The following is a 20,687-nucleotide window of genomic DNA, read 5'->3' on the forward strand; positions in this document are numbered from 1 at the left end:
GTCGGGGGCTGTCGGGGGTGCCGGGTCGGGTCGTGCTCGTCACGGCTGGGACTCCTTGGCGGTGATCAGGCCGAGCGCCTCGAGCTCGGTCAGGGGGTCGAGCACGCCGCAGCAGCCGAAGGCCGTGAAGCTCTTGCGAACGCGTACGGCGGCGTCGCCGTGCAGGCTCGAGAGCGCGGTGGCGAGCACCTCCGTGTCGCGGCGGGCGAGCATCCCGGCCAGCTCGTGGGCCTCCGCACCGTGGAGCGCCTCGTGGGTGGCGAGAAGCACGTTGAGCAGTCCGTGCATCGGCTCCCCGTCGTAGGAGCCGCGGACCACGTGGTGGAGCCCTCCGGTGAGCTTGAAGGCGAGGCCGCGGAGCACGACCGCATCGAGGAATCCGCCGAGCGTCTCCTCGTCCGGCCATGCCCACTCCGGCGTCGCCCCGGTGCGGAACTTCGCCGTCACGTCGTGCTCGGCGTCGACGGCGGCCGCGATGTCGTCGAGCCCGCGTTCCTGGTCCGCGCCGAGGCCGACCTCCACGACCACGGGCACCCCGGCGGCGAGCACCCGGCGCCACTCCGGCGACCAGCCGAGCTCAGCGGCGGCTACGGCGACACGGCCGTCGTCCCGGAGCGACTCCAAGGCCGTGACGAGCGCCTCTGTCGGGGTTCGGGGGCGCACCACCAGCGCGACCTCGAGGGGGTTCGGCCCCGTGCGCGGGTCGGTTGCGGCGAGGGTCGCCAGCTCGCCCGCCGATGCGGCGGGCACGAGCAGCGGGCCGAGGTGGGCGGCATACGGTCCCCCTCGTCGGTCGAGGTGCTCGGTGACGGCCACGTCGAGAGGGGCGAGGCCGGGAGGGAAGACCGCGGCGTCGTCGACGAGGCGGTCGAAGAGCGGCGCGAACGGCGTCCTTGACATGACCGGGAGCGTACTCCACTGTTGCAATAGCGATACGTCGGCGTCCGTTTATCGGACGCCTCGGCAGAGAGGCCCTCGCCCATGGCGCACTACCAGGCCGTCGGAAGCATTCCGCCCAAGCGGCACACCCAGCACCGTCGCCCTGGAAGCGGCCAGGCTCCGGGCGAGCTCTACTACGAGGAGCTCATGGGCGAGGAGGGCTTCAGCTCGGACAGCTCCCTGCTCTACCACCGCAACATCCCCTCGACGACGACCGGCGCCGCCGTGTGGGAGCTGCCCGACCAGTCCAGCACGCCCAACCACCCGCTGACGCCGCGCCACCTCAAGCTGCACGACCTCTTCGCCGCCGAGGCGGTCCCCGGCACCGACGTCGTCACCGGACGACGCCTCGTCCTCGGCAACGGCGACGTGCGCATCTCGTATGCCGTGGCCGGCGCCCCGAGCCCGTGGTACCGCAACTCGATCGGTGACGAGTGCGTCTACGTCGAGCGCGGTCGGGCCCGGGTCGAGACCGTCTTCGGCGCCTTCGAGGTGGGGGAGGGTGACTACGTCATCATCCCGCGCGCCACGACGCACCGCTGGCTGCCGGTCGCCGACGGCGACGAGCCTCTCCGCGCCTACTGCATCGAGGCCAACAGCCACATCGCCCCCCCGAAGCGCTACCTCAGCAAGTACGGCCAGCTCCTCGAGCACGCGCCCTACTGCGAGCGTGACCTGCGCCAGCCCGACGGCCCGCTGCTGGCCGAGGACGTCGGAGCGAGCCCCGGGGAGGAGACCGAGGTCTACATCAAGCACCGCGGCAACGGTCCCGGCGGCGTCGTCGGGACCATCCACACCCTGCCCTTCCACCCGCTCGACGTCGTCGGCTGGGACGGCTGCCTCTACCCGTACGTGTTCAACGTGCGCGACTTCGAGCCGATCACCGGCCGGATCCACCAGCCGCCGCCCGTGCACCAGGTCTTCGAGGGCTGGAACTTCGTCATCTGCAACTTCGTGCCTCGCAAGGTCGACTACCACCCGCTCGCCATCCCGGTGCCGTACTACCACTCCAACGTCGACAGCGACGAGATCATGTTCTACGTCGACGGCGACTACGAGGCCCGCAAGGGCTCCGGCATCGGCAAGGGGTCGGTCTCCGTCCACCCCGGCGGCCACGCCCACGGGCCGCAGCCGGGCGCGACCGAGGGCTCGATCGGTGCCGAGCGCTTCGACGAGCTGGCCGTCATGGTCGACACCTTCCGCCCGCTCGAGCTCGGCGAGGGAGGCCTGGCTGTCGACGACGGGCTCTATGCCATGTCGTGGTCGAGGGGGAGTCGCCTCGGCGGCCCCGGCGGCGTCCACTCGGAAGGCTGACGGGAGTGAGGGCAGCTGAGCCTGCCTCCCGTGGCGAGTCCTCCCAGACCCTGCACCGCGGCATCCGAGTCCTCGAGCTGCTCGCGGGCGGTGGCGAGGCGGGGCTGACGGTCACCGAGCTCGCGACCGGCCTGGCTGTCGGACGACCGGTGGTCTACCGCCTCGTGACGACGCTCGAGGACCACCACCTCGTCTCGCGGGCCGCCGACGGCAGGGTGCGGCTGGCGCTCGGCATCAGCCGCCTCGCCTCCGCGGTGACTCCGGTCGTGCGGGGCGAGGCGCGGCCGGTGCTGCGCCAGCTGGCCGATGCCGTGGGCGCCACCGCCCACCTGACGATCGCCGAGGGTGACGAGGCTCTCGCGCTCGTCGTCGTCGAGCCGTCGTGGACGGACGTCCACGTCGCCTACCGCTCGGGCGCGCGACACGCGCTCGACCAGGGCGCCGCCGGTCGGGCGATCCTCGCCGGTCGCGCGGGGGAGGGCGGTGTCGTGGGCACCGACGGCGAGCTGCAGGCCGGGGCGCACGGCCTCGCGGTGTCGCTCTGGGCCCGCGGCCAGCCCGCCCCCGGAGGCGTGGAGGCCTCGGTCGGCGTGGTTTCGCTCGAGTCCCTCGAGGCCCGCACGGTCGGTCCCCACCTCGAGCGTGCGGCCCGGGCCCTGCGGTCGGTGCTGCGCTGAGGCGTATGCCGTCAGCCACCGACCGTCGGTGTGCCGAGCAGGCGGACGCCCTCCTCGTCGAGCTGGGCGAGCGCTGCGTCCGTCGTCGCACGGGCGACGCCCGCCGTCAGGTCGAGCAGCACGGTCGTGTCGAATCCCGCGCGCCGGGCGTCCGCAGCGGTGGCCCGGACGCAGTGGTCGGTCGCGATGCCGACGACGTCGACGCGTGAGACGCCGCGCTCCTCGAGCCAGGCAGCCAGGGGAGTGCCTCGGCCGTCGTCGGACCGGCCCTCGAAACCGCTGTAGGCAGCGGCGTGCTCACCCTTTCGGAAGACGGCTTCGACATGTCCGAGGGCACCCGCCAGCCGTGGGTGGAACTGTGCGCCGTCAGTGCCGGCGACGCAGTGGACGGGCCACGACTCGACGTAGTCGGGCGTCTGCGAGAAATGGGGCCCCGGGTCGATGTGCCAGTCTGCGGTGGCGACGACATGGTCGTAGTCGGCGGCGTGCCGGCTCACGTGGTCGCTCACCTGACGGGCCACCTCGGCTCCTCCGGCGACCGCGAGCGATCCGCCTTCGCAGAAGTCGTTCTGCACGTCGACGATCACGAGGGCACGGGTGCCGTCGCGGTGCGCGGATTCGACCATGGGTCAGCCCTCCTCGTAGATGGTGGGGATCACGGGCTCGCCGCGAGAGAGCTGCCCGGCCGCGCGCGGCAGCTCGGCTCGAGACGCCTCGTGGCGCGCGCGTGCCTCGTGCACGTCCTGGTGGTCGACGACCTCACCGGCTCGGACGAGGTCGATCATCAGTGGCCGGTCGTTGCCGTCGTCTCGCGGGTGCTCACCGATCCCGATGACCTCGGCCTGGGCGACGCCGGAGTCGCTGAGCCGGCGCATGGCCCACTTGCGTCCGCCGACCGACATCTTGTCCTTGCTCTTCTTTGCGACGCCCTGCATCCGGCCCGACGCGTCCTCACGCTGGACGAGCTTGTAGACCATCGACGCGGTGGGCGCCCCGGAGCCGGTGACCAGGGCCGTGCCGACGCCGTAGCCGCTGACCGGGCCGGCGGCGAGTCCGGCGATGGCGTACTCGTCGAGGTCGGACGTGACGATGATCCGCGTGTCCGTGTTGCCGGCCGCGTCGAGCTGGGCGCGCACCTCGGTGGCCTGGATCAGCAGGTCGCCCGAGTCGAGCCGGACCGCGCCCAGCTCCGGTCCGGCGATCTCCATCGCCAAGTCCACGGCCGTCGTGACGTCGTAGGTGTCGACGAGCAGGGTCGTCCCCTTGCCGAGCGAGTCCACCTGGGCGGTGAACGCCTCCTTCTCGGAGTCGTAGAGGAGGGTGAAGGCGTGCGCGGCCGTGCCGGTCGTCGGCACGCCGTAGCGTCGCCCGGCCTCGAGGTTGCTCGTCGCCTCGAAGCCGGCGACGAACGCCGCCCGAGCCGCCGCGACGGCCGCCTCCTCGTGCGTGCGTCGTGAGCCCATCTCGATGCACGGCCTGCCGACGGCGGCCGTCGTCATGCGCGAGGCGGCGGAGGCGATCGCCGTGTCGTGGTTGAGGATCGAGAGCACCAGGGTCTCGAGGATGACGCCCTCGGCGAAGGTCGACTCGACGACGAGCACCGGTGACTGTGGGAAGTAGCACTCGCCCTCGGCGTAGCCGCTGATGTCACCGGAGAAGCGGTAGCTCTCGAGCCAGTCGACGGTGGCACGGTCGACCACCTTCTGGTCGGCGAGGAAACGCAGCTCGTCGTCGCCGAAGCGGAAGTGCTCCAGGGCCTCGAGCACCCGACCGGTGCCCGCGATGACGCCGTAGCGCCGGCCGTCGGGCAGGCGCCGGGCGAAGGCCTCGAAGACGCATCGACGGTGCGCCTCGCCAGAGGCGAGGGCGGCCTGGAGCATCGTCAGCTCGTAGTGGTCGGTCAGCAGCGCCGTGCTCGCAGCGCGGGGGCTCGTCGGGCTCACGGACCCACCCTAGGCGGAGCGACGCGCAGGGGACGGGCCGCTGCGGCCTCCCCGGTGCACCTAGGGTTGGCTCTGTGACCGCAGCCACCCTCTCCCTGGCTCCTGTCGAGCAGGAGGTGACCTCCGCCGCGGAGGCCGTCTCGCCCGACCTGCCGTGGGTGACGATCGTGTGGAACGACCCCGTCAACCTCATGACGTACGTGACGTGGGTCTTCGAGACCTACTTCGGCTACCCCAGGAGCAAGGCGGAGAAGCTGATGATGGATGTGCACGTCAAGGGCCGGGCCGTGGTCTCCAACGGCCCCCGCGAGTCGATGGAGCGCGACGCCGAGGCCCTGCAGGGCTACGGGCTCTGGGCCACCTTCGAGAAGGACGACTGATGGCGCGCGCCTTCTTGCGCCGACGGGGCCGCTACGTCGCGCACCTCGACGCCACGGAGCGCACGGTGCTGCACGGGCTCATGGAGCAGACGCGCGTCCTGCTGTCCCCGGAGATCGAGCCGACCGGCGACACCTTCGACGACCTCGTCGCCTCGATGGGCCTGTCGCTCAAAAGGATCGACCAAGAGTCGAACGAGTCGAGAGCGCCGGAGGCCGGAGCCGGCTCGGGCACGCTCGCCGAGCGGGACCCTGCACTCGACCGGCTGCTTCCCACCGCCCACCGTGGTGACGACCAGGTCGCCGCCGAGTTCCGTCGTCTCACCGAGGAGGGACTGCGCCAGCGCAAGAGCAGCAACCTCGACATCGCGCTGAGCCGGATCTCGGCCGCCTCCGGAGACCGCGTCGAGCTCGACGACACCCAGGCGCCCGCCTTCCTGATGGCACTGACCGACGTGCGCCTGCTCCTCGGCGAGCGGATGGGGATGCGGACGGAGGAGGACGCGGAGGCGCTGCACGACGCGATGGAGGACATCGACGACGACGACCCGCTCGGCTACGCGATGGCGTGGTACGACTTCCTCACCTGGCTGCAGGAGACGCTGACGCACGCCGTCATGGGCACCCCCCTCGACGACGGCGCGACCGGTGGCGACGAGGACACGGTGTGACGCAGCCGACTGACCGTCGCCGGACCGGCGTCGGTGCGGGCACCTAGGCTCGTGCCGTGGACGTCACGATCGTCGGGTGCTCCGGATCCTTCGCGGGCCCGTGCTCGCCGGCCTCGTCGTACCTGGTGCGCGCCGAGCACGAGGGGCGGTCGTGGAGCCTCGTGCTCGACCTGGGCAACGGCGCCCTCGGCTCCCTGCAGCGCCACATCCAGCCGTATGCCGTCGACGCAGTCCTGTTGAGCCACCTCCACGTCGACCACTGCATCGACATGTGCGGCCTCTACGTGATGATGCGCTACGTCCCCGGAGGCCCGGGCCGGTCGCAGCTGCCCGTGTGGGGCCCGCCCGGTACCGGCGTCCACCTGGCCCGCGCCTACGGCGGCGGAGAGTCCGAGGACGTCCTCGGCGTCTTCGACTTCCACGACCTGCGTCACCGTGACCCGGTGACCATCGGCCCCTTCACGATCACGCCGCTCAGGGTCAACCACCCCGTTGAGGCCTACGGCTTCCGCGTCGAGGCCGACGGGCGCGTGCTCGCCTACACCGGCGACACCGACACGTGCGACGAGCTCGACGAGCTGATGGCCGGCGCCGACCTCGTGCTCGCCGACTCCGCGTTCGTCGACGGGCGCGACACCGTGCCGGACATCCACCTGTCCGGCCGGCGTGCCGCGGAGGCCGCGGTCCGGGCCGGTGGCGTCCGCCGCCTCATGCTCACGCACATCCCCGCGTGGAACGACCCCGAGATCTGCCGCAAGCAGGCGGCCGAGATCTGGCCGGGAGAGGTCGAGCTCGCCGAGCCGGGCGCAACCTACACGCTCTGAGGTGCTCCACGTCACCTACTGCGCCCACGCCGCGGGCGCCGGGACGGCGGTGGTGCAGGCCCGGGTATGGGGGTGCAGTGCGGATGGTGTCCCGCTGACGAGAGCACCACCGCAGACTCGCCACGACCAACCAAGGAGGCACCGTTGCAGCAGCGAACCATCGGATCGAGGAAGGTCAGCGCGATCGGGCTCGGGGGCATGCCGATGTCGATCGAGGGTCGACCCGACGAGGACCGTTCAATCCGGACCGTCCACGCCGCCCTCGACGCGGGAGTCACCCTCATCGACACGGCCGACGCCTACCACCGGGACGCCGACGAGGTCGGCCACAACGAGAGCCTGATCGCCAAGGCGCTGTCCTCGTGGTCCGGCAGCAGCGACGAGGTTCTCGTTGCCACCAAGGGCGGGCACCTTCGCCCCGGCGACGGCTCGTGGACCCTGAACGGGCGACCCGACTACCTCAAGGAGGCGGCGAAGGCCTCCCTCAAGCGCCTCGGTGGCGACGCGATCGGGCTCTACCAGTTCCACCGGCCCGACCCCGACGTGCCGTACGCAGAGTCGGTCGGAGCGCTCGCCGACCTGCTCGAGGAGGGCGTCATCGAGATGGCCGGCATCTCCAACGCCGACCCCGACCAGATCCGCGAGGCGCAGGAGGTTCTCGGTGGCCGGCTCGTCTCGGTGCAGAACCAGTTCTCACCGGCGTTCCGCAGCAGCCAGCCGGAGCTCGACCTCTGCGCCGAGCTGGGCATCGCCTTCTTGCCGTGGAGCCCGCTGGGCGGGATCAGCAGGGCGGGCGACCTCGGCAGCCGGCATGACGCGTTCGCGGAGGTGGCCAAGGCCCACGACGTGAGCCCGCAGCGGGTGGCGCTGGCGTGGGAGCTCACGCTCGCCTCCGTCGTGGTCCCCATTCCGGGCGCCTCGCGCCCGCAGAGCATCGAGGACTCGGTGCAGGCCGCGGACCTCGAGCTGTCGGCGGAGGACGTCGAGCGGCTTTCAGCGGAGACCCTCGACTGACGAGCTGAGCGCGTCTTGGCGGGACGGGTCCGCGCGGTTCTCGAGCGAACCTCGCGGGCCCGTCCCCGCACCCGCCGGTTGGGGCCCGGCGTGGAGTCATGGCTAGCCTCGTGCCCATGACTGACCGACATGACGGCCGTGCCCCCGACGAGACCCGCGAGGTGCGGATCACCCGCAACTGGCTAGACCACGCCGAGGGAAGCGTCCTCGTCGAGTTCGGGCGCACGCGCGTGCTGTGCGCGGCGTCCTTCACCGAAGGCGTGCCCCGCTGGCTCAAGGGCAAGGGCACCGGCTGGGTCACCGCCGAGTACGCGATGCTGCCGCGCGCCACGAACACCCGCTCCGACCGCGAGAGCGTCAAGGGCCGCATCGGCGGGCGCACCCACGAGATCAGCCGCCTGATCGGCCGCAGCCTTCGGGCCGTCATCGACACCAAGGCCCTCGGCGAGAACACCATCGTGCTGGACTGCGACGTGCTCCAGGCCGACGGCGGCACGCGCACCGCCGCGATCACCGGGGCCTTCGTCGCCCTCGCGGACGCCATCGAGGACGCCCGCGCCAAGGGGCTCATCGGCAAGAAGGCGCAGCCGCTCACGGGTTCGGTGGCCGCGATCTCCGTGGGCATCGTCGCCGGGCAGGCGGTGCTCGACCTCGACTACCCGGAGGACTCGACCGCCGAGACCGACATGAACGTCGTCATGACCGGCGACGGCCGCTTCATCGAGGTCCAGGGCACCGCGGAGGGTGAGCCCTTCGACCGGGACCTGCTCGGGCAGCTCCTCGACCTTGCCACCAAGGGGTGTGCGGACCTCACGCAGCGCCAGCAGACCGCGCTCGCCGCGGCCCTCGACGGCGGCGTGCCCGCGTGACGAAGGTCGTGCTCGCCACCCGCAATCCGCACAAGGTCGAGGAGCTGCGGGAGATCCTCGCCGACGTCAGCGCCGACCTGGGCCTCGAGATCGTCGGGCTCGACGGCTTCCCCGAGGCTCCCGACGTCGTCGAGGACGGCGTGACTTTCGAGCAGAACGCCGTCCTCAAGGCCGCGTCCGCCGCGCACGCGACGGGGCTGCCCGCCCTGGCCGACGACTCCGGTCTCGCCGTGGACGTGCTCGGCGGCGCTCCGGGCATCTTCAGCGCACGGTGGTCGGGCGGCCACGGCGACCGCGCCAACCTCGAGCTGCTCCTCGCGCAGCTCGGCGACGTGCGCGACGAGCACCGTGCGGCCGCCTTCGTCTGCGCGGCCGCGCTCGTGCTGCCCGACGGGCGCTCCGCGGCGGAGCTGGGCCGCTTCCCCGGCACGGTCGCCCGCGAGCCGCGCGGCACCAATGGTTTCGGTTACGACCCGATCTTCGTCCCATCCGACCAGCCGGGCGGCAACGAACGCACACTGGCGGAGTACGGCGCCGAGGAGAAGAACCGCATCTCCCACCGCGCGCTCGCCTTCCGCGCACTCGTGCCGCACCTGAAGGAGCACCTGAGGCCATGACCACGACCAGCCCGGCCACCCGTCCCGAGACCGCTCCGCCGCCGGCCCGTCCGCTGTGGTGGGGAGCTCTCGACGGGGTGGTGGCCGGGCTGCTCACGGTCGGACTGGCCACGCTCGCAGCGTCGCTGCTGACGGCTGTGGGGCAGTCGTCGGGCCAGCCTGCGCCGATCGCTGCGGTCGGTGGTGCCTTCATCGACCGGACGCCGCCGTGGCTCAAGGACTTCGCCATCGCCACGTTCGGCACCAACGACAAGCGGGCCCTGGTGGTCGGCACGGTCATGGTGCTCGCGCTCGCGTGCGCCGCCATCGGCGTGCTCGCCAGCCGTCGGCTCGTCGCCGGCCTGGTCGTCTTCGCCGTCGTCGGCATGGTCGGGGCGGCCGCGGTGCTGAGCCGACCGGGAGCCGGACCGCTCGACGTCCTTCCCACGATCCTCGGCACCGCGGCGGGGCTCTGGTTCCTCAGCCGCACCGCAACATCGCGCGCCACCGCCACCGCCGGCGCCGGCGCGGCTACGGCAGGTGCGGCGGACCCCGCCCGGCGGTGGCTGCTCGGGGGAGCGGTAGGCGCCCTCGCGGCATACGCCGGCAGCTACCTGGGAGGCGACTCGGCGGCCGCCGCGGTGTCACGGGACGCATTGCGGAGCGTCCCGCTGAAGGGCACCAAGCTCGCCATTCCCGCGGGCGCCGACCTGAAGGTTGCCGGGCTGTCGCCGTACATCGTGGCCAACGCCGACTTCTACCGCATCGACACCGCGATCGTCGTCCCTCGCGTCGCCGCCGACGACTGGAAGCTGAAGGTCACCGGCATGGTCGACCGTGAGGTCGAGATCGACTGGAACACCTTGCAGGGCAAGCAGATGCAGGAGGCGCTGGTCACGCTGACGTGCGTCTCCAACGAGGTGGGCGGCGACCTCGTCGGCAACGCCGTGTGGACCGGGTGGCCGGTGCGCGAGCTGCTGAAGCTGGCCGGCCCGAAGGCGGGAGCCGACATGGTGCTCCAGACCAGCGTCGACGGCTTCACCGCCTCGACACCGCTGGGTGCCCTGACCGACGACCGCAACGCCCTGCTCGCGATCCGGATGAACGGCGAGCCGCTGCCCTTCGAGCACGGGTTCCCCGTCCGGGTGGTCGTCCCGGGGCTCTACGGGTACGTGTCGGCGACGAAGTGGGTGACCGAGCTCAAGGTGACGACGTATGCCGCCGACGTGGCCTACTGGACGCCGCGGGGATGGTCGGCGATGGGCCCCATCAAGACCGCTTCGCGCATCGACGTCCCCAAGGCGGGTGCCACCGTCAGGGCGGGCACGGTGGCCGTCGCCGGGGTCGCGTGGGCGCAGCACACCGGCATCTCGAAGGTCGAGGTCCAGGTCGACCAGCAGCCCTGGGCGCCGGCCCGGCTCGCCACAGACGCCAGCATCGACACCTGGCGCCAGTGGGTCTACGAGTGGGACGCAACCCCGGGCAGCCATGACGTCCGGGTGCGCGCCTACGACGCGAAGGGGCAGGTGCAGTCACCGCTCGAGGCGCCGCCGGCGCCCGACGGTGCCACCGGGATCCACGTGGTCAACGTCAGGGTGGAGTGACGCCAGGCGTCGCCGAGCCGACGACGGTCTCGGCCTCGATCTCGACGACCAGGTCGGGGTCGATCAAGGCGGTCACCTGGACCATCGTGGAGGCGGGTCGCACACCTTCGAAGACCGCGCCGTGCGCCCGTCCGACGGCCTCCCATTCGCGGATGTCCGTGACGTACATACGCGTGCGAACGACATCCGCGGCGGAAGCGTGGCATGCGGCAAGCGCCTCGACGATGATCTCCAGGGCGACGCGCGCCTGCGTGGAGGGGTCGCCAGCCCCCACGACGCGTCCCTCGCGGATCGCCGTCGTGCCGGCCACAGGGACGGTGTCGCCGACGCGCACCGCGCGCGAGTAGCCCACGAGCCCCTCCCAGGCACTGCCGGTGCCGACGGTGCGTCTCATGGCGCAAGGCCAGTCCCCGCCAGGTGCCGCGAGAGTGACGGCTACAGTGGGGCCGCGCACCCCGCGAGCGGACGTGGTGGAACTGGTAGACACGCAGGATTTAGGTTCCTGTGCCCTAGGTGTGCGGGTTCGAGTCCCGCCGTCCGCACCCGAGAGAGCGATCGACCACCGGTGCCCGCCCGGCGTTCCAGGTGGGTACGAGTCGTACCGATACGATGCCCGAAGGCCATCGTCCAGAGGCGAGGACCGAGAGTGTGAGGGCCAGCGGCCCCGCCGGACCGCCCCGCCGACCACCAAGGAGCGCACCCGTGACGTCCAGACTCGAGCCCGGCCAGTCGGCCCCGGCCTTCAGGCTGACCGACGACGCCGGCGAGACCGTGAGCCTCTCCGACTTCACGGGCCGCAAGGTCATCGTCTACTTCTACCCGGCCGCCATGACCCCCGGCTGCACGAAGCAGGCCTGCGACTTCAGCGAGTCCCTCGACTCCTTGAAGAAGGACGGCTACGAGGTCGTCGGCATCTCGAAGGACAAGCCGGAGAAACTGGCCAAGTTCCGCGAGCGCGACCACCTCACCATCCCGCTGTTGAGCGACGCGGACCTCTCGGTGCACACGGCATACGGCGCCTGGGGTGAGAAGACGCTCTACGGCAAGACCGTCGAGGGCGTCATCCGCTCGACCTTCGTCGTCGACGAGGAGGGCGTCGTCAGCCACGCCTTCTACAACGTCAAGGCAACCGGCCACGTCGCGAAGCTGCGTCGCGACCTCGGCCTGGCCGCCTGAAGCTGCACCGTTCCCCGAAAGGAAGCCAGATGAGCGACACCGCACGGATCGAGCAGGACATCCAGGCCGCCCGTACGCGGCTCGAGGGCACCGTCAACGAGCTGGCCTACCGGGCCCAGCCCCAGGTCATCGCGCAACGCCAGATGCAGGGCCTGCGGCTACGCCTGGACGCAGCGACGCACACCGAGGACGGTGAGCTCCGGATCGAGCGCATCGGTGCGGTCGTCGCTGCGGCGGTCGTCGTCGTGGTCGCCATCGGCCTGCTGCGTCGTCGGCGCTGAGCCTCCGGGCACCGACCCAGCACGCCGTGGACACGAAGGATGGCTCCGGGCCGGCGCCAGGGCTACCTGTCCGGATGCTGCACGACCGCGTTCTCGTCTCCCTCGAGAACGAGGGGGAGCGGCGGTCAGGCGGCGGCATCCTCATCCCGGCCACCGCATCCGTGGGCAAACGCCTCGCGTGGGCGCAGGTCATGGCCGTGGGCGCCAACGTACGCCAGGTCGAGCTGGGCGACCGCGTGCTCTTCGACCCCGAGGAGCGGGGCGAGGTGGAGCTGCACGGCAAGGACTACATCCTGCTGCGTGAGCGCGACATCCACGCCGTCGCTGCCCGCCGCGTCGAGGGCGGCCAGACCGGCCTCTACCTCTGACGGCAGTGCCGTTCCGGCAATGAGAAAGACCCTCGTCCCGGATCGCTCCGGAACGAGGGTCTTGCGAGTGCGCCGCCAGGGACTCGAACCCCGAACCCAGTGATTAAGAGTCACTTGCTCTGCCAATTGAGCTAGCGGCGCAACGAGGTGAAACGTTAGCAGCCGCCGTGCGTACGGACAAAATCGGCTGCAGTGGCGGGCGGGGCTGGGGTCTCGCGCGACTCCGGCAGGCCCGGCGGCCTGCAGGCGCGGGGGAATTCGCGGGCTCGAGCGCCGCCGGACGGCGGCCGGCGCAGCGCCGTGCGCGGACGGTCCGAGGGCTAGAGGATCGCGCTCGCCGTCGAGATGAGCGAGAGCGCGAGACTGACCACGATGACGCCGATGATGACGCCGACCGTGATCCGCTGCATCTTCTTGTTGCCCATGAGCATGGCCCCATTGTGGCATCGACCCGGCAGAGTCGCCCGCGACGACTGTGGCTCAGCTCCTTGCGGGGCTGGGGCACTGGCGCCTGCCCGAGCTGATCGGTGGTGCGTCCACGGCCTCCTACACAGTGTCCTGCGTGAGCAGGAACCATGGGGCGAGTGACGTGACGTGAAGGTGTCGCTCACCATGCTCGGAGAGACGTGTCTGTGGACCTTTCGAGCGTAGGCCGCGCGCCTATCGCGGTTGGGGTCAGCCCATTTCAGCGCTTCTCGTGTCGGTCCCCGTCAGGGGCGCCGTCGGATGACCTCGGCTGCCCTGCAGGCAGCGGCTCGCGGACGCCTGGTAGGCCGACGGGACTCGACTCACCCAAGCTGCCACGGCGCTTCCACCGTGAGGCCGCCCGCATCATCGACGAGCGGTGGCTCATCGCGGTCGGTGGCGACTTCGGCACCCGCAGACCGTAGGTCCCAAGTCGCTGCGCACGAGCCAACACAACGGCCACACCACGCGCGTCATCCGCGCCGAGCACGTGCCCGTACCCGTGGCGCTGGTGTTCAACCTGGTGCTGCAGCCGGAGGACCCGCCGGCCATGCTCTTCCGGCCTGACGTGGTGGCACGCGTCCTGACTGCGTCACGCACGTCACCCGTAGTGACCGGTGCGGTGGTGCGTCACCCGAGCGTGACGCATCTCCGCGCACCACTGACTCGGACCAACCTGCGTGCTCAACACGACCTCGTGGTCCTAGCCCTCACAACGGCGGCTGCTCATGACGGCCAGGTGGTCACGCCAGCGCGGCTTCGACCTTCGCGATGACCGCAGCCTCGTTCGTCGAGGTGTCGTCGGCTGCCGCGGCCGCGTCACGACAGCTCTGCAGCACCATGGCGCGGTAGCCCTCCACCAGTTGCGGAGCCTTGGCCCGCAACAGCGACATGGCCTCTCCGAGCAATGCCACCGTGCGGGCCTCCACCTCTGCCGGGGTGCCCTTCGGCAGCTCCGGGAACCCGCCCTTGCCGACGAGGGCGGCGATCTCGGGGGGTGAGCCGGCGATGGCCTTGGAGGCGGCGAACGACTCCTTGATGCTGTCGAACATGCCCTTCTCCGCGCGTGACACCCATGCACCGGCCAGCATCGCGGCCGAGCGTAGGACGCCATGTTCGGCATCGGTGAACCCCGCGGAATCTGCCCTCTCGGCCGCCGGGGTGCCGGTGTTGGGCGTTGAGGTCGCCTCGGGCTCGGTGGGCTGCGCGGAGGGGTTGTCGGTCATCGTCGGCTCCTGCTGGTGCGGTTGCGTCGGTGGGGACGGAGGTCACCCACCCCTGATCCTGCCTTGTGAGGACGTCGCTGGGTGCGGTCTCGGGTTCTCGCGCCGGCACCACCTGCCGACAACCGCAGTTGAGCGGTCCTCGGACTCCTAGCGGGTCGAGGGTCTCTCCTCAGTAGCTACTCGTTCCATTGACGGCAGGACCGGAGCCTGCGCAGGCTCGGTCGAGCTGCCCGGGCTGGTCGCTCACATCAGCGGCTGTCCTTCCTTCGGGTCGTGACTCTCGATGGCATGCGCCGGCTCGGGCACGCAGGGCCGGACAAGCTGAGGAACGGATTGCGCTGCCGGAAGTAGCGGTGCCCTCCGCGCTCGAACAACAGGTTGGTTCGACGTGAAAGGTAGTGCGCGATGAAGGTCCGGTCGTGATCGGCATGGACCCGCACAAGCGCCCGGTCCCGCGTGTTCGCGACCGGGCAGGGCCGCAAGACAGACGCCACCGACGCGCCCTCGGTCGGGCTCGTCGGCACCTGGATGGCCGGGCTACGGCCCGTGGTCCGTTTCGCGGACGTTGCCGCCGTTGGCTGTTCCGTGCTCGTCCCCAACCGCCGCCGACGGCCGTCGAGGTCGTCGCGGCAGCTCTCAACCGTTCGTCCGCGTCCGGGCTCATGACCCGCACCGTGCCGCTGGGACCCGTGCCGCAGACGACGGTTCGCCCGCCTGTCGCAGCCCCGGAGACTGGCTCGGCATCACCTGGTCACTCGGTTGCTAGCCATGTAGGTTGAAGACTCAACCAACCTCCCCAGCGCAAGGAGCAGCTGATGGCCACGATCGTCGTCTTCGGAGGCACCGGCTACACCGGCGGCAACGTCGTCCGCGAGGCGGCCTCGCGCGGTCACCAGGTGGTGTCGGTGAGCCGGTCCGAGCCGAAGGACCCCGTGGAGGGCGTTCGGTACGAGACCGGCGCCGCCGAGCAGGTCGCGGGGCGGGTGGTCCCCGGGGCCGACGCGGTCGTGGCAGCGCTGTCGCCGCGCGGAGACATGTCCGGACGGCTCGTGGAGGTCTACCGGGGCCTGGCGCAGCAGGCGGCCGAGGCGGGCGCACGGTACGTCCAGGTCGGCGGGTTCAGCTCCCTGCGCCCGGCGCCGGGGGCGCCACGCTTCGTCGAGGGGGACATCCCCGAGCAGTTCCGGGATGAGGCTCTGGAGGGCGAGGCGACCCGCGTGCTGCTCGCCGAAGAGGCCCCCGAGGGCTTGGACTGGGTCTTCGTCAGCCCCGCGGGCGTGTACGGCGCGTGGGCGGCCGGCGAGCGGACCGGCAGCTTCCGGATCGGCGACGACGTCGCGCTGTTCGACGCCAAGGGTGGCTCGAACATCTCCGGCGCGGACTTCGCCTCGGCGATCGTCGACGAGATCGATCGCCCGGCCCATCATCGCGCGCACATCGGCGTCGCCTACTGAGCAAGGTCAGCAAGGCACCCGGCTAGAACCCATGAGATCGGCGCTCGGCGGTCACCTCACCGCATCGGAGTTGAAGGCGCGAGGCGTCATGACGGCGGCCGGGGTGAACTCGTCCAATGGTGGCTGCGGTCCGTCGGCGGGCAGACCGGCTCGTGACATGGCCTTGGGCATCACGTCACGGTTGAAGGTGTCCAAATGCTCTTTGGACTCCCAGACCTCTGTCAGGTCAAAGCCCCGGTCGGTGGGATAGGCAACGTGAAGGAGCATCCCGTCGCCGCCACCTTCCTCGGCGAGTACCTCCAGAACCGCCTTGTGCATGGCCCGGTATGCCTCGATCGGCGCAGCGAGGTGCACCGTGTATCCGTACATTGCCAACCTCCATCTCGATCCTTCGATGGGAGAGCAGCGGCCGGACGTTTGTCAAGGGACGTGGAATCGTCGCTTCCAGGGTGCAGAGGAGCCCCATAGCGGCGACGAGGCCCGCATTCGCGGTGGTCAGCAACATCGCCCTGTCATCGGCACGATCGCACTCGTCGCGGCACGAGTCGAAGCACGTGGACAGCTCGTCCCTGAGGCAGTGCCTGCCGCGGCAGTGCCGGTGGCTCCCCTCATCCGCGGAGGGTGATGTCCGGCGATCCGGGTCGTCGGCATCCTTGCCTCAGCGTCCGATGTGGGCGGCGATACCGGGCTTGATGGGAGGGCGGTGGCCTGTGGCCGACACGGAGGTCTCCGGACGGACATCCGCCGCGTTGCGAAGGGTGCTGATTCCTCTTGCCCTGGCCCAGTTCATCTGCAGCTTCGCCGGCTCGAACATGAACGTGATGATCAACGACATCAGCAAGGACCTCGACACGACCGTGCAGGGCGTGCAGGTCGCGATCACCGTCTTTCTGTTGGTGATGGCGGCGCTGATGATCCCCGGGGGCAAGCTCACCGAGCGTTATGGCCGGAAGCGGTGCTTCACCATCGGCCTCACGGTGTACGGCATCGGTGCTCTCATGAGCGCTGTGGCCCCGGGCCTGGGGATTCTCATCCTCGGCAACTCGATCCTCGAGGGTGTGGGCACGGCACTGTTGATTCCACCGGTGTACATCCTCACGACATTGCTGTTCACCGGTGTCGCCCCCCGTGCCCGGGCGTTCGGCGCCATCAGCGCGATGGGAGGAGTCGGCGCGGCTGCCGGTCCCTTGATCGGCGGCCTGATCACGTCCGCGATCAGTTGGCGTGCGGCGTTCGTCTTCCAAGCCCTGGTCATCGGGCTGATCGTCCTGTTGAGCCGTCGAATCGAGGATCCGCTCCCGGCAGACCCGACCAAGACCTTCGACACCGTCGGGGCGCTCCTGTCAGCTGTTGGCCTCGTGCTCGTCGTCATGGGGATCCTTGCAGCGGACAACAACGGCTGGCTGATGGTGGCCCTGCTCGTTGCCGGCGCCCTGGTGCTGACGTGGTTCTTCCTCAGGGTGCGAGCCATGGAGCGCGCGGGTGAGGAGCCGCTGCTGTCGAGCAGCCTGTTCCGCAACCGCACGTCCAACCTGGGTCTGGTCACCCAGAACGTCCAGTGGCTGATGCTCCTGGGAGTCTCGTTCGTGGTCGCTGCCTACCTGCAGACCGTCCGCGGCTATGACGCGATACAGACCGGCGTGATCTTCACGGCAGCCACCGTCGGTCTGCTGCTCTCGTCGTTGGGCGCCGAGCGGTTCGCGAGACGACGGGCGCAGCGAACCCTGATCATGCTGGGCTTCGTCATCACTATCGCCGGGATCGGCGTCCTGATCGCCATGGTGGGCAGCAACTCCACGCCGTGGGCGTTCGCCCCCGGCCTGTTCCTGATCGGGTTCGGCCTCGGTGGCATGCTGACACCCTCGGTGAACATCGTTCAGTCGAGCTTCAGCGAAGACCAGCAGGGCGAGATCTCGGGCCTGTCGCGCAGCGTCTCGAATCTGGGCTCCGCACTGGGTACCGCGATTGCCGGGACCATCCTCGTTGCCGGGTTGACGAACAGTGCCGAGGCCGCCGCGTTGATCACCTTGGGGGCCATCGGGCTTGCCGGGCTCGTCGCCGCAGCGCTCCTTCCTCGGGGCATGGGTCCCAAGACCATCGCTGTCTCGCCCGAGTAGGCGTTCCCGTGGGCCACCGGCGTCGCGAGCTTCGCGCGCAGTCGCGTCAGCTCCCCCCCGGACGGCGCGAACCTCGAGGTGCGCACCTCATCCATCTCGCCGCGGGTCTCGGACTCCTCGTCCCGGATCCGCTCGATGCACCAGGAGGCGAGTGAGGCGGTGACGACACCGATGTGCGCGATGCCGCACACCGTCGGCGCGACCGCGACGAGGCGCCCGGCCAACGTCACGGGGGAGCGCCACCAGCCGCGGCAGGCGGGTCCAGTCGCCGGCCAGTAGCCGTGGACCCTCAGCCGTCGATGCGACTGGCCGGGTTCCGGCGTTCGGCCTCCACGGCCCGGGCGACCGTGCCGTGGATGTGATCGGCGCCGAGGCGGTTCAGCACACCGTCGAGCTCGAGCGTGCCTCGGACGGCCGCCTTGAGTCTCGCCAGCCGCAGCACAACCGCAGAGTCGGCGGCAAGGTCCAGGACGTCGGCCATCTTGGCCGACCCTTGGGAGTCGATGAAGTCGATGCCCGCGCAGTCGAGCACGATCGCCGCCACGGCAGGGTCCGCATGGATGACCTCTCGGACCCGGTCCTCCAAGGCGTCCGAGGTGGCGAAGAACAGGCCGCCGTCCATCCGGATCACCGCGACGCCCGGAACCAGGTCCCCGTCAGGGTGATCGAGGAGGTCACGGTAGACGTCCGTGCCGGGTTGGCGCGCGAGGGTCGCGATGTACGGCCGGGTGGAGACCTTCACCAACCACAGGATCGATAGCGCCACCCCGATGAGGACGCCGGCCAGTACGCCGAACACGAGTGCCCCCAGCAGCGCGGCGACGGCAACCGCGAAGTCGAACCGCTTGACGTGCAGGAGCCGTCGCATCTCCGGGAGGTTCATCATCCCCATCACGACTGCCTCGATGATGATCGCGGCCAGCACAGGCTTGGGTAGGGCGGAGAAGAGCGGCGCGAGGAGCAGCAGGGTCAGGAGAACCGAGAAACCGGTGGTGAGCGACGCCAAACCGGACCTGGCACCTGAATGGTCATTGAGCGAGCTCGCCGAGAGGCTGGTCGAGACAGGCATTCCCTGGAGGACGCCCGACCCGGCGTTGGCGAATCCTTGAGCGACCGACTCCTGGTCGATGTCGATCTGGTAGCGGTGCTTGGCGGCGAATGCCCGCGCGTCCCCGGCAGTCTGTGAGAAGCCGATCAGCACCAGTGCGAAGGCGGCGGCGACCCCTACGCCCGCGTGGTTCAACATCAGGGCCAGGTCGGGCACGACGACCGTCGGGAGTCCGCGGGGGACCTCTCCCACGAGTGCCACACCCCGATCACCCAAGCCGAGCAGCCAGGAGGCGAGCAGGCCACCGACCACCAGCACCAAGGCACCTGGCACCTTCGGGGCCACGAAGCGCAGGCAAAAGATCACCACGAGTGAGATGCCGCCCACCACCACCGTGGCACCTTGCACGTCCCCGAGGGTCGTCAGCCACAGGCCCAGTTCCTGCAGTGGGTTGTTGCCCGAGACCTTCGTGCCGGTGAGCTTGGGCAGCTCGCCGATGACGACGTCGATCGCCGCCCCGAAGAGGAAGCCGGTCACGACCGCACGTGAGAGGAACTGCGCGATCCAGCCCATCTTCAGCACCGCGACGATCAGGTACAGCAGTCCCGATGCAAGCGTGATCCCGGCGACGAAGGATGCGACCGCCTTCTGGTCCGCTATGCCGGCGGCCAATACGGCGCTCGCGGCGACGGCCGCCAGTCCCGAGCTTGGGCCAACGGATATCTGTCTGCTGGTGCCGAAGATGGCGTAGAGGATCGCTCCTGCGGCCGCCGCATACAAACCGTTCTGCACGGGGATCCCCGCGATGCCGGCGTAGCCGAGGTTCTTGGGAACGACCAGCGCGAGAACGGTCACGCCGGCGATCAGGTCGCCCCGCAACCAGCTGTGGTCGTACGAGCGCAGCCATCCGAGGATAGGGATCCGGCTCATCCCGGCGGCTCGACCCTTCATGAGATGTCGTCCCTCCTGTCGGGGCCACGCGAGCTCGATCCCGTGGGGCGGGTGCACTCCCTGGCACGCGAGCCGACGGGTTCATGATGGCAGCAGGCGCCTTGGCACGAGGGCATTCCGGCCACAGCCCCTGTCCGCCCACCGAGGGTCCGCGGGCGTTGACGCAGGGTCCCTCGATGGTGCACCCGGTGCGCGCCCGGGTCAGAGCGCGGGAAACGGACGTCCCGGTGCCCGTGCTCTTCAGTGGAGGAGGGCCTTGGCGACCACCATGACCACACCGAGGAGAGCGGCGAGCCCTGCCTCGAGCATTGCTTCCCGAACCTTCTCACCGGCGTGGCGGGCGCCAAGGTAGGCGACCGCCGCGCGCTCGACCACGGTGAGCCACAGAGCGACGTCGACCGCGAGACCCACGGCCAACCAGCGACCGTCAGACCGACCACGACGGCCAAGGCCGGCACCCCGCCCAGCAGCACCCCTGGCTCGCGAGCTGCCGCCTCCCGAAGCCGCCGGGACAGCGTCCGCCTGCCGCCGAGAGCAACGCACCTGGACGGCCGTCACCTCACGCGGAGGCAATGAGTCACGGCCTCGATCACGGGCGTCGGCCGCCTCTTGACCGTTGGTCGGTCGGCCCACGGCGATCCCCGGCACTCCCGGAACACCGGACGGCCTGCCAGCCCGCCTGTAGGCTCCGTTTTGTGACTGTGCTCCCGGGTGGACGAGCGCACTTGGTCGTTGGCCGACCGCGCGTTGGCCTGCGCACCCAGATCGACGGC

At 70.5% G+C, this 20,687-nt stretch carries 23 protein-coding genes and 2 tRNA genes; 16 read left to right on the top strand and 9 right to left on the bottom strand.

The window, feature by feature from the left end; all coding sequences use genetic code 11:
- Positions 1-39: 39 nt before the first annotated feature.
- On the bottom strand, positions 40-900 hold the full coding sequence (locus tag AC3WRT_RS11130) for a hypothetical protein (protein ID WP_492721867.1): 861 nt from the start codon (positions 898-900) through the stop codon (positions 40-42).
- 81 nt (positions 901-981) lie between these two features.
- Between AC3WRT_RS11130 and AC3WRT_RS11135 the strand changes: the two genes are divergently transcribed.
- Together AC3WRT_RS11135 and AC3WRT_RS11140 are read left to right on the top strand one after the other, a co-directional pair.
- The gene (locus AC3WRT_RS11135; RefSeq protein ID WP_492721869.1) at positions 982-2,253 is read left to right on the top strand and encodes a homogentisate 1,2-dioxygenase; all 1,272 of its coding nucleotides are present in this window, start codon (positions 982-984) and stop codon (positions 2,251-2,253) included.
- Positions 2,254-2,258: 5 nt separating this feature from the next.
- Complete coding sequence (locus AC3WRT_RS11140) at positions 2,259-2,930, top strand: IclR family transcriptional regulator domain-containing protein (RefSeq protein WP_492721871.1); 672 nt, start codon at positions 2,259-2,261, stop codon at positions 2,928-2,930.
- An 11-nt stretch (positions 2,931-2,941) separates the two neighbouring features.
- Here AC3WRT_RS11140 and AC3WRT_RS11145 read toward each other — a convergent pair whose 3' ends face one another.
- Together AC3WRT_RS11145 and AC3WRT_RS11150 are read right to left on the bottom strand one after the other, a co-directional pair.
- Positions 2,942-3,556 (bottom strand): isochorismatase family protein, encoded by a 615-nt coding sequence (locus tag AC3WRT_RS11145; RefSeq protein ID WP_492721873.1) that lies wholly within the window; start codon positions 3,554-3,556, stop codon positions 2,942-2,944.
- A gap of 3 nt (positions 3,557-3,559) precedes the next feature.
- The gene (locus AC3WRT_RS11150; RefSeq protein ID WP_492721875.1) at positions 3,560-4,873 is read right to left on the bottom strand and encodes a nicotinate phosphoribosyltransferase; all 1,314 of its coding nucleotides are present in this window, start codon (positions 4,871-4,873) and stop codon (positions 3,560-3,562) included.
- Between the two features lie 74 nt (positions 4,874-4,947).
- Here AC3WRT_RS11150 and clpS point away from each other — a divergent pair, with 74 nt between their 5' ends.
- From clpS to AC3WRT_RS11185, 7 genes are all read left to right on the top strand, one after another.
- Positions 4,948-5,253 carry an ATP-dependent Clp protease adapter ClpS gene (gene clpS / locus AC3WRT_RS11155; RefSeq protein ID WP_492721877.1) on the top strand — a complete coding sequence of 102 codons (306 nt, stop codon included), beginning with the start codon at positions 4,948-4,950 and terminating at the stop codon, positions 5,251-5,253.
- Positions 5,253-5,921, top strand: coding sequence for a DUF2017 domain-containing protein (locus tag AC3WRT_RS11160; protein ID WP_492721879.1), 669 nt, complete (start codon positions 5,253-5,255; stop codon positions 5,919-5,921). Before clpS ends, AC3WRT_RS11160 begins: the two co-directional genes overlap by 1 nt.
- A gap of 56 nt (positions 5,922-5,977) precedes the next feature.
- Positions 5,978-6,745 carry an MBL fold metallo-hydrolase gene (locus AC3WRT_RS11165; protein WP_492721880.1) on the top strand — a complete coding sequence of 256 codons (768 nt, stop codon included), beginning with the start codon at positions 5,978-5,980 and terminating at the stop codon, positions 6,743-6,745.
- A 144-nt stretch (positions 6,746-6,889) separates the two neighbouring features.
- Entirely contained in the window at positions 6,890-7,759 is an 870-nt protein-coding gene (locus tag AC3WRT_RS11170; RefSeq protein WP_492721883.1) for an aldo/keto reductase, read from the top strand.
- 116 nt (positions 7,760-7,875) lie between these two features.
- Positions 7,876-8,628: a ribonuclease PH gene (rph, locus tag AC3WRT_RS11175; RefSeq protein WP_492721885.1), complete on the top strand. Its 753-nt coding sequence runs from the start codon at positions 7,876-7,878 to the stop codon at positions 8,626-8,628.
- The gene (gene rdgB / locus AC3WRT_RS11180; RefSeq protein WP_492721887.1) at positions 8,625-9,245 is read left to right on the top strand and encodes an RdgB/HAM1 family non-canonical purine NTP pyrophosphatase; all 621 of its coding nucleotides are present in this window, start codon (positions 8,625-8,627) and stop codon (positions 9,243-9,245) included. Before rph ends, rdgB begins: the two co-directional genes overlap by 4 nt.
- Positions 9,242-10,828: a molybdopterin-dependent oxidoreductase gene (locus AC3WRT_RS11185; RefSeq protein ID WP_492721889.1), complete on the top strand. Its 1,587-nt coding sequence runs from the start codon at positions 9,242-9,244 to the stop codon at positions 10,826-10,828. The genes rdgB and AC3WRT_RS11185 overlap by 4 nt, the downstream gene beginning before the upstream one ends.
- Here AC3WRT_RS11185 and AC3WRT_RS11190 read toward each other — a convergent pair.
- Positions 10,815-11,222: a RidA family protein gene (locus AC3WRT_RS11190; protein WP_492721891.1), complete on the bottom strand. Its 408-nt coding sequence runs from the start codon at positions 11,220-11,222 to the stop codon at positions 10,815-10,817. The genes AC3WRT_RS11185 and AC3WRT_RS11190 overlap by 14 nt on opposite strands.
- A gap of 67 nt (positions 11,223-11,289) precedes the next feature.
- Here AC3WRT_RS11190 and AC3WRT_RS11195 point away from each other — a divergent pair.
- From AC3WRT_RS11195 to AC3WRT_RS11210, 4 genes are all read left to right on the top strand, one after another.
- Positions 11,290-11,370 (top strand) — tRNA-Leu (locus AC3WRT_RS11195).
- 160 nt (positions 11,371-11,530) lie between these two features.
- Entirely contained in the window at positions 11,531-12,004 is a 474-nt protein-coding gene (gene bcp, locus AC3WRT_RS11200) for a thioredoxin-dependent thiol peroxidase (protein WP_492721894.1), read from the top strand.
- Positions 12,005-12,033: 29 nt separating this feature from the next.
- Complete coding sequence (locus AC3WRT_RS11205; RefSeq protein WP_492721895.1) at positions 12,034-12,285, top strand: DUF3618 domain-containing protein; 252 nt, start codon at positions 12,034-12,036, stop codon at positions 12,283-12,285.
- Between the two features lie 74 nt (positions 12,286-12,359).
- A complete protein-coding gene (locus AC3WRT_RS11210; protein WP_492722073.1) occupies positions 12,360-12,653 on the top strand; it encodes a GroES family chaperonin in 294 nt (97 codons plus the stop codon).
- 68 nt (positions 12,654-12,721) lie between these two features.
- On the opposite strand, the gene AC3WRT_RS11215 is transcribed toward AC3WRT_RS11210, so the two are convergent.
- Together AC3WRT_RS11215 and AC3WRT_RS11220 are read right to left on the bottom strand one after the other, a co-directional pair.
- Positions 12,722-12,794: transfer RNA gene (locus tag AC3WRT_RS11215), tRNA-Lys, on the bottom strand.
- 1,067 nt (positions 12,795-13,861) lie between these two features.
- Positions 13,862-14,344, bottom strand: coding sequence for a hypothetical protein (locus AC3WRT_RS11220; RefSeq protein WP_492721897.1), 483 nt, complete (start codon positions 14,342-14,344; stop codon positions 13,862-13,864).
- A gap of 815 nt (positions 14,345-15,159) precedes the next feature.
- Between AC3WRT_RS11220 and AC3WRT_RS11225 the strand changes: the two genes are divergently transcribed.
- A complete protein-coding gene (locus AC3WRT_RS11225; RefSeq protein ID WP_492721899.1) occupies positions 15,160-15,798 on the top strand; it encodes an NAD(P)-dependent oxidoreductase in 639 nt (212 codons plus the stop codon).
- Between the two features lie 51 nt (positions 15,799-15,849).
- Here the strand turns inward: AC3WRT_RS11225 and AC3WRT_RS11230 are convergent, their stop codons facing one another.
- The gene (locus AC3WRT_RS11230) at positions 15,850-16,152 is read right to left on the bottom strand and encodes a hypothetical protein (protein WP_492721900.1); all 303 of its coding nucleotides are present in this window, start codon (positions 16,150-16,152) and stop codon (positions 15,850-15,852) included.
- A gap of 356 nt (positions 16,153-16,508) precedes the next feature.
- Here AC3WRT_RS11230 and AC3WRT_RS11235 point away from each other — a divergent pair, with 356 nt between their 5' ends.
- Entirely contained in the window at positions 16,509-17,915 is a 1,407-nt protein-coding gene (locus AC3WRT_RS11235) for an MFS transporter (RefSeq protein WP_492721902.1), read from the top strand.
- 78 nt (positions 17,916-17,993) lie between these two features.
- On the top strand, positions 17,994-18,194 hold the full coding sequence (locus AC3WRT_RS11240; protein ID WP_492721903.1) for a hypothetical protein: 201 nt from the start codon (positions 17,994-17,996) through the stop codon (positions 18,192-18,194).
- 10 nt (positions 18,195-18,204) lie between these two features.
- Here AC3WRT_RS11240 and AC3WRT_RS11245 read toward each other — a convergent pair whose 3' ends face one another.
- Together AC3WRT_RS11245 and AC3WRT_RS11250 are read right to left on the bottom strand one after the other, a co-directional pair.
- Positions 18,205-19,893 (bottom strand): SulP family inorganic anion transporter, encoded by a 1,689-nt coding sequence (locus AC3WRT_RS11245; protein WP_492721905.1) that lies wholly within the window; start codon positions 19,891-19,893, stop codon positions 18,205-18,207.
- A 261-nt stretch (positions 19,894-20,154) separates the two neighbouring features.
- Positions 20,155-20,331 (bottom strand): hypothetical protein, encoded by a 177-nt coding sequence (locus AC3WRT_RS11250; protein ID WP_492721906.1) that lies wholly within the window; start codon positions 20,329-20,331, stop codon positions 20,155-20,157.
- Positions 20,332-20,687 lie beyond the last annotated feature (356 nt).

The sequence above is a fragment of the Terrabacter sp. FW104-15G4B genome, from assembly GCF_058790095.1.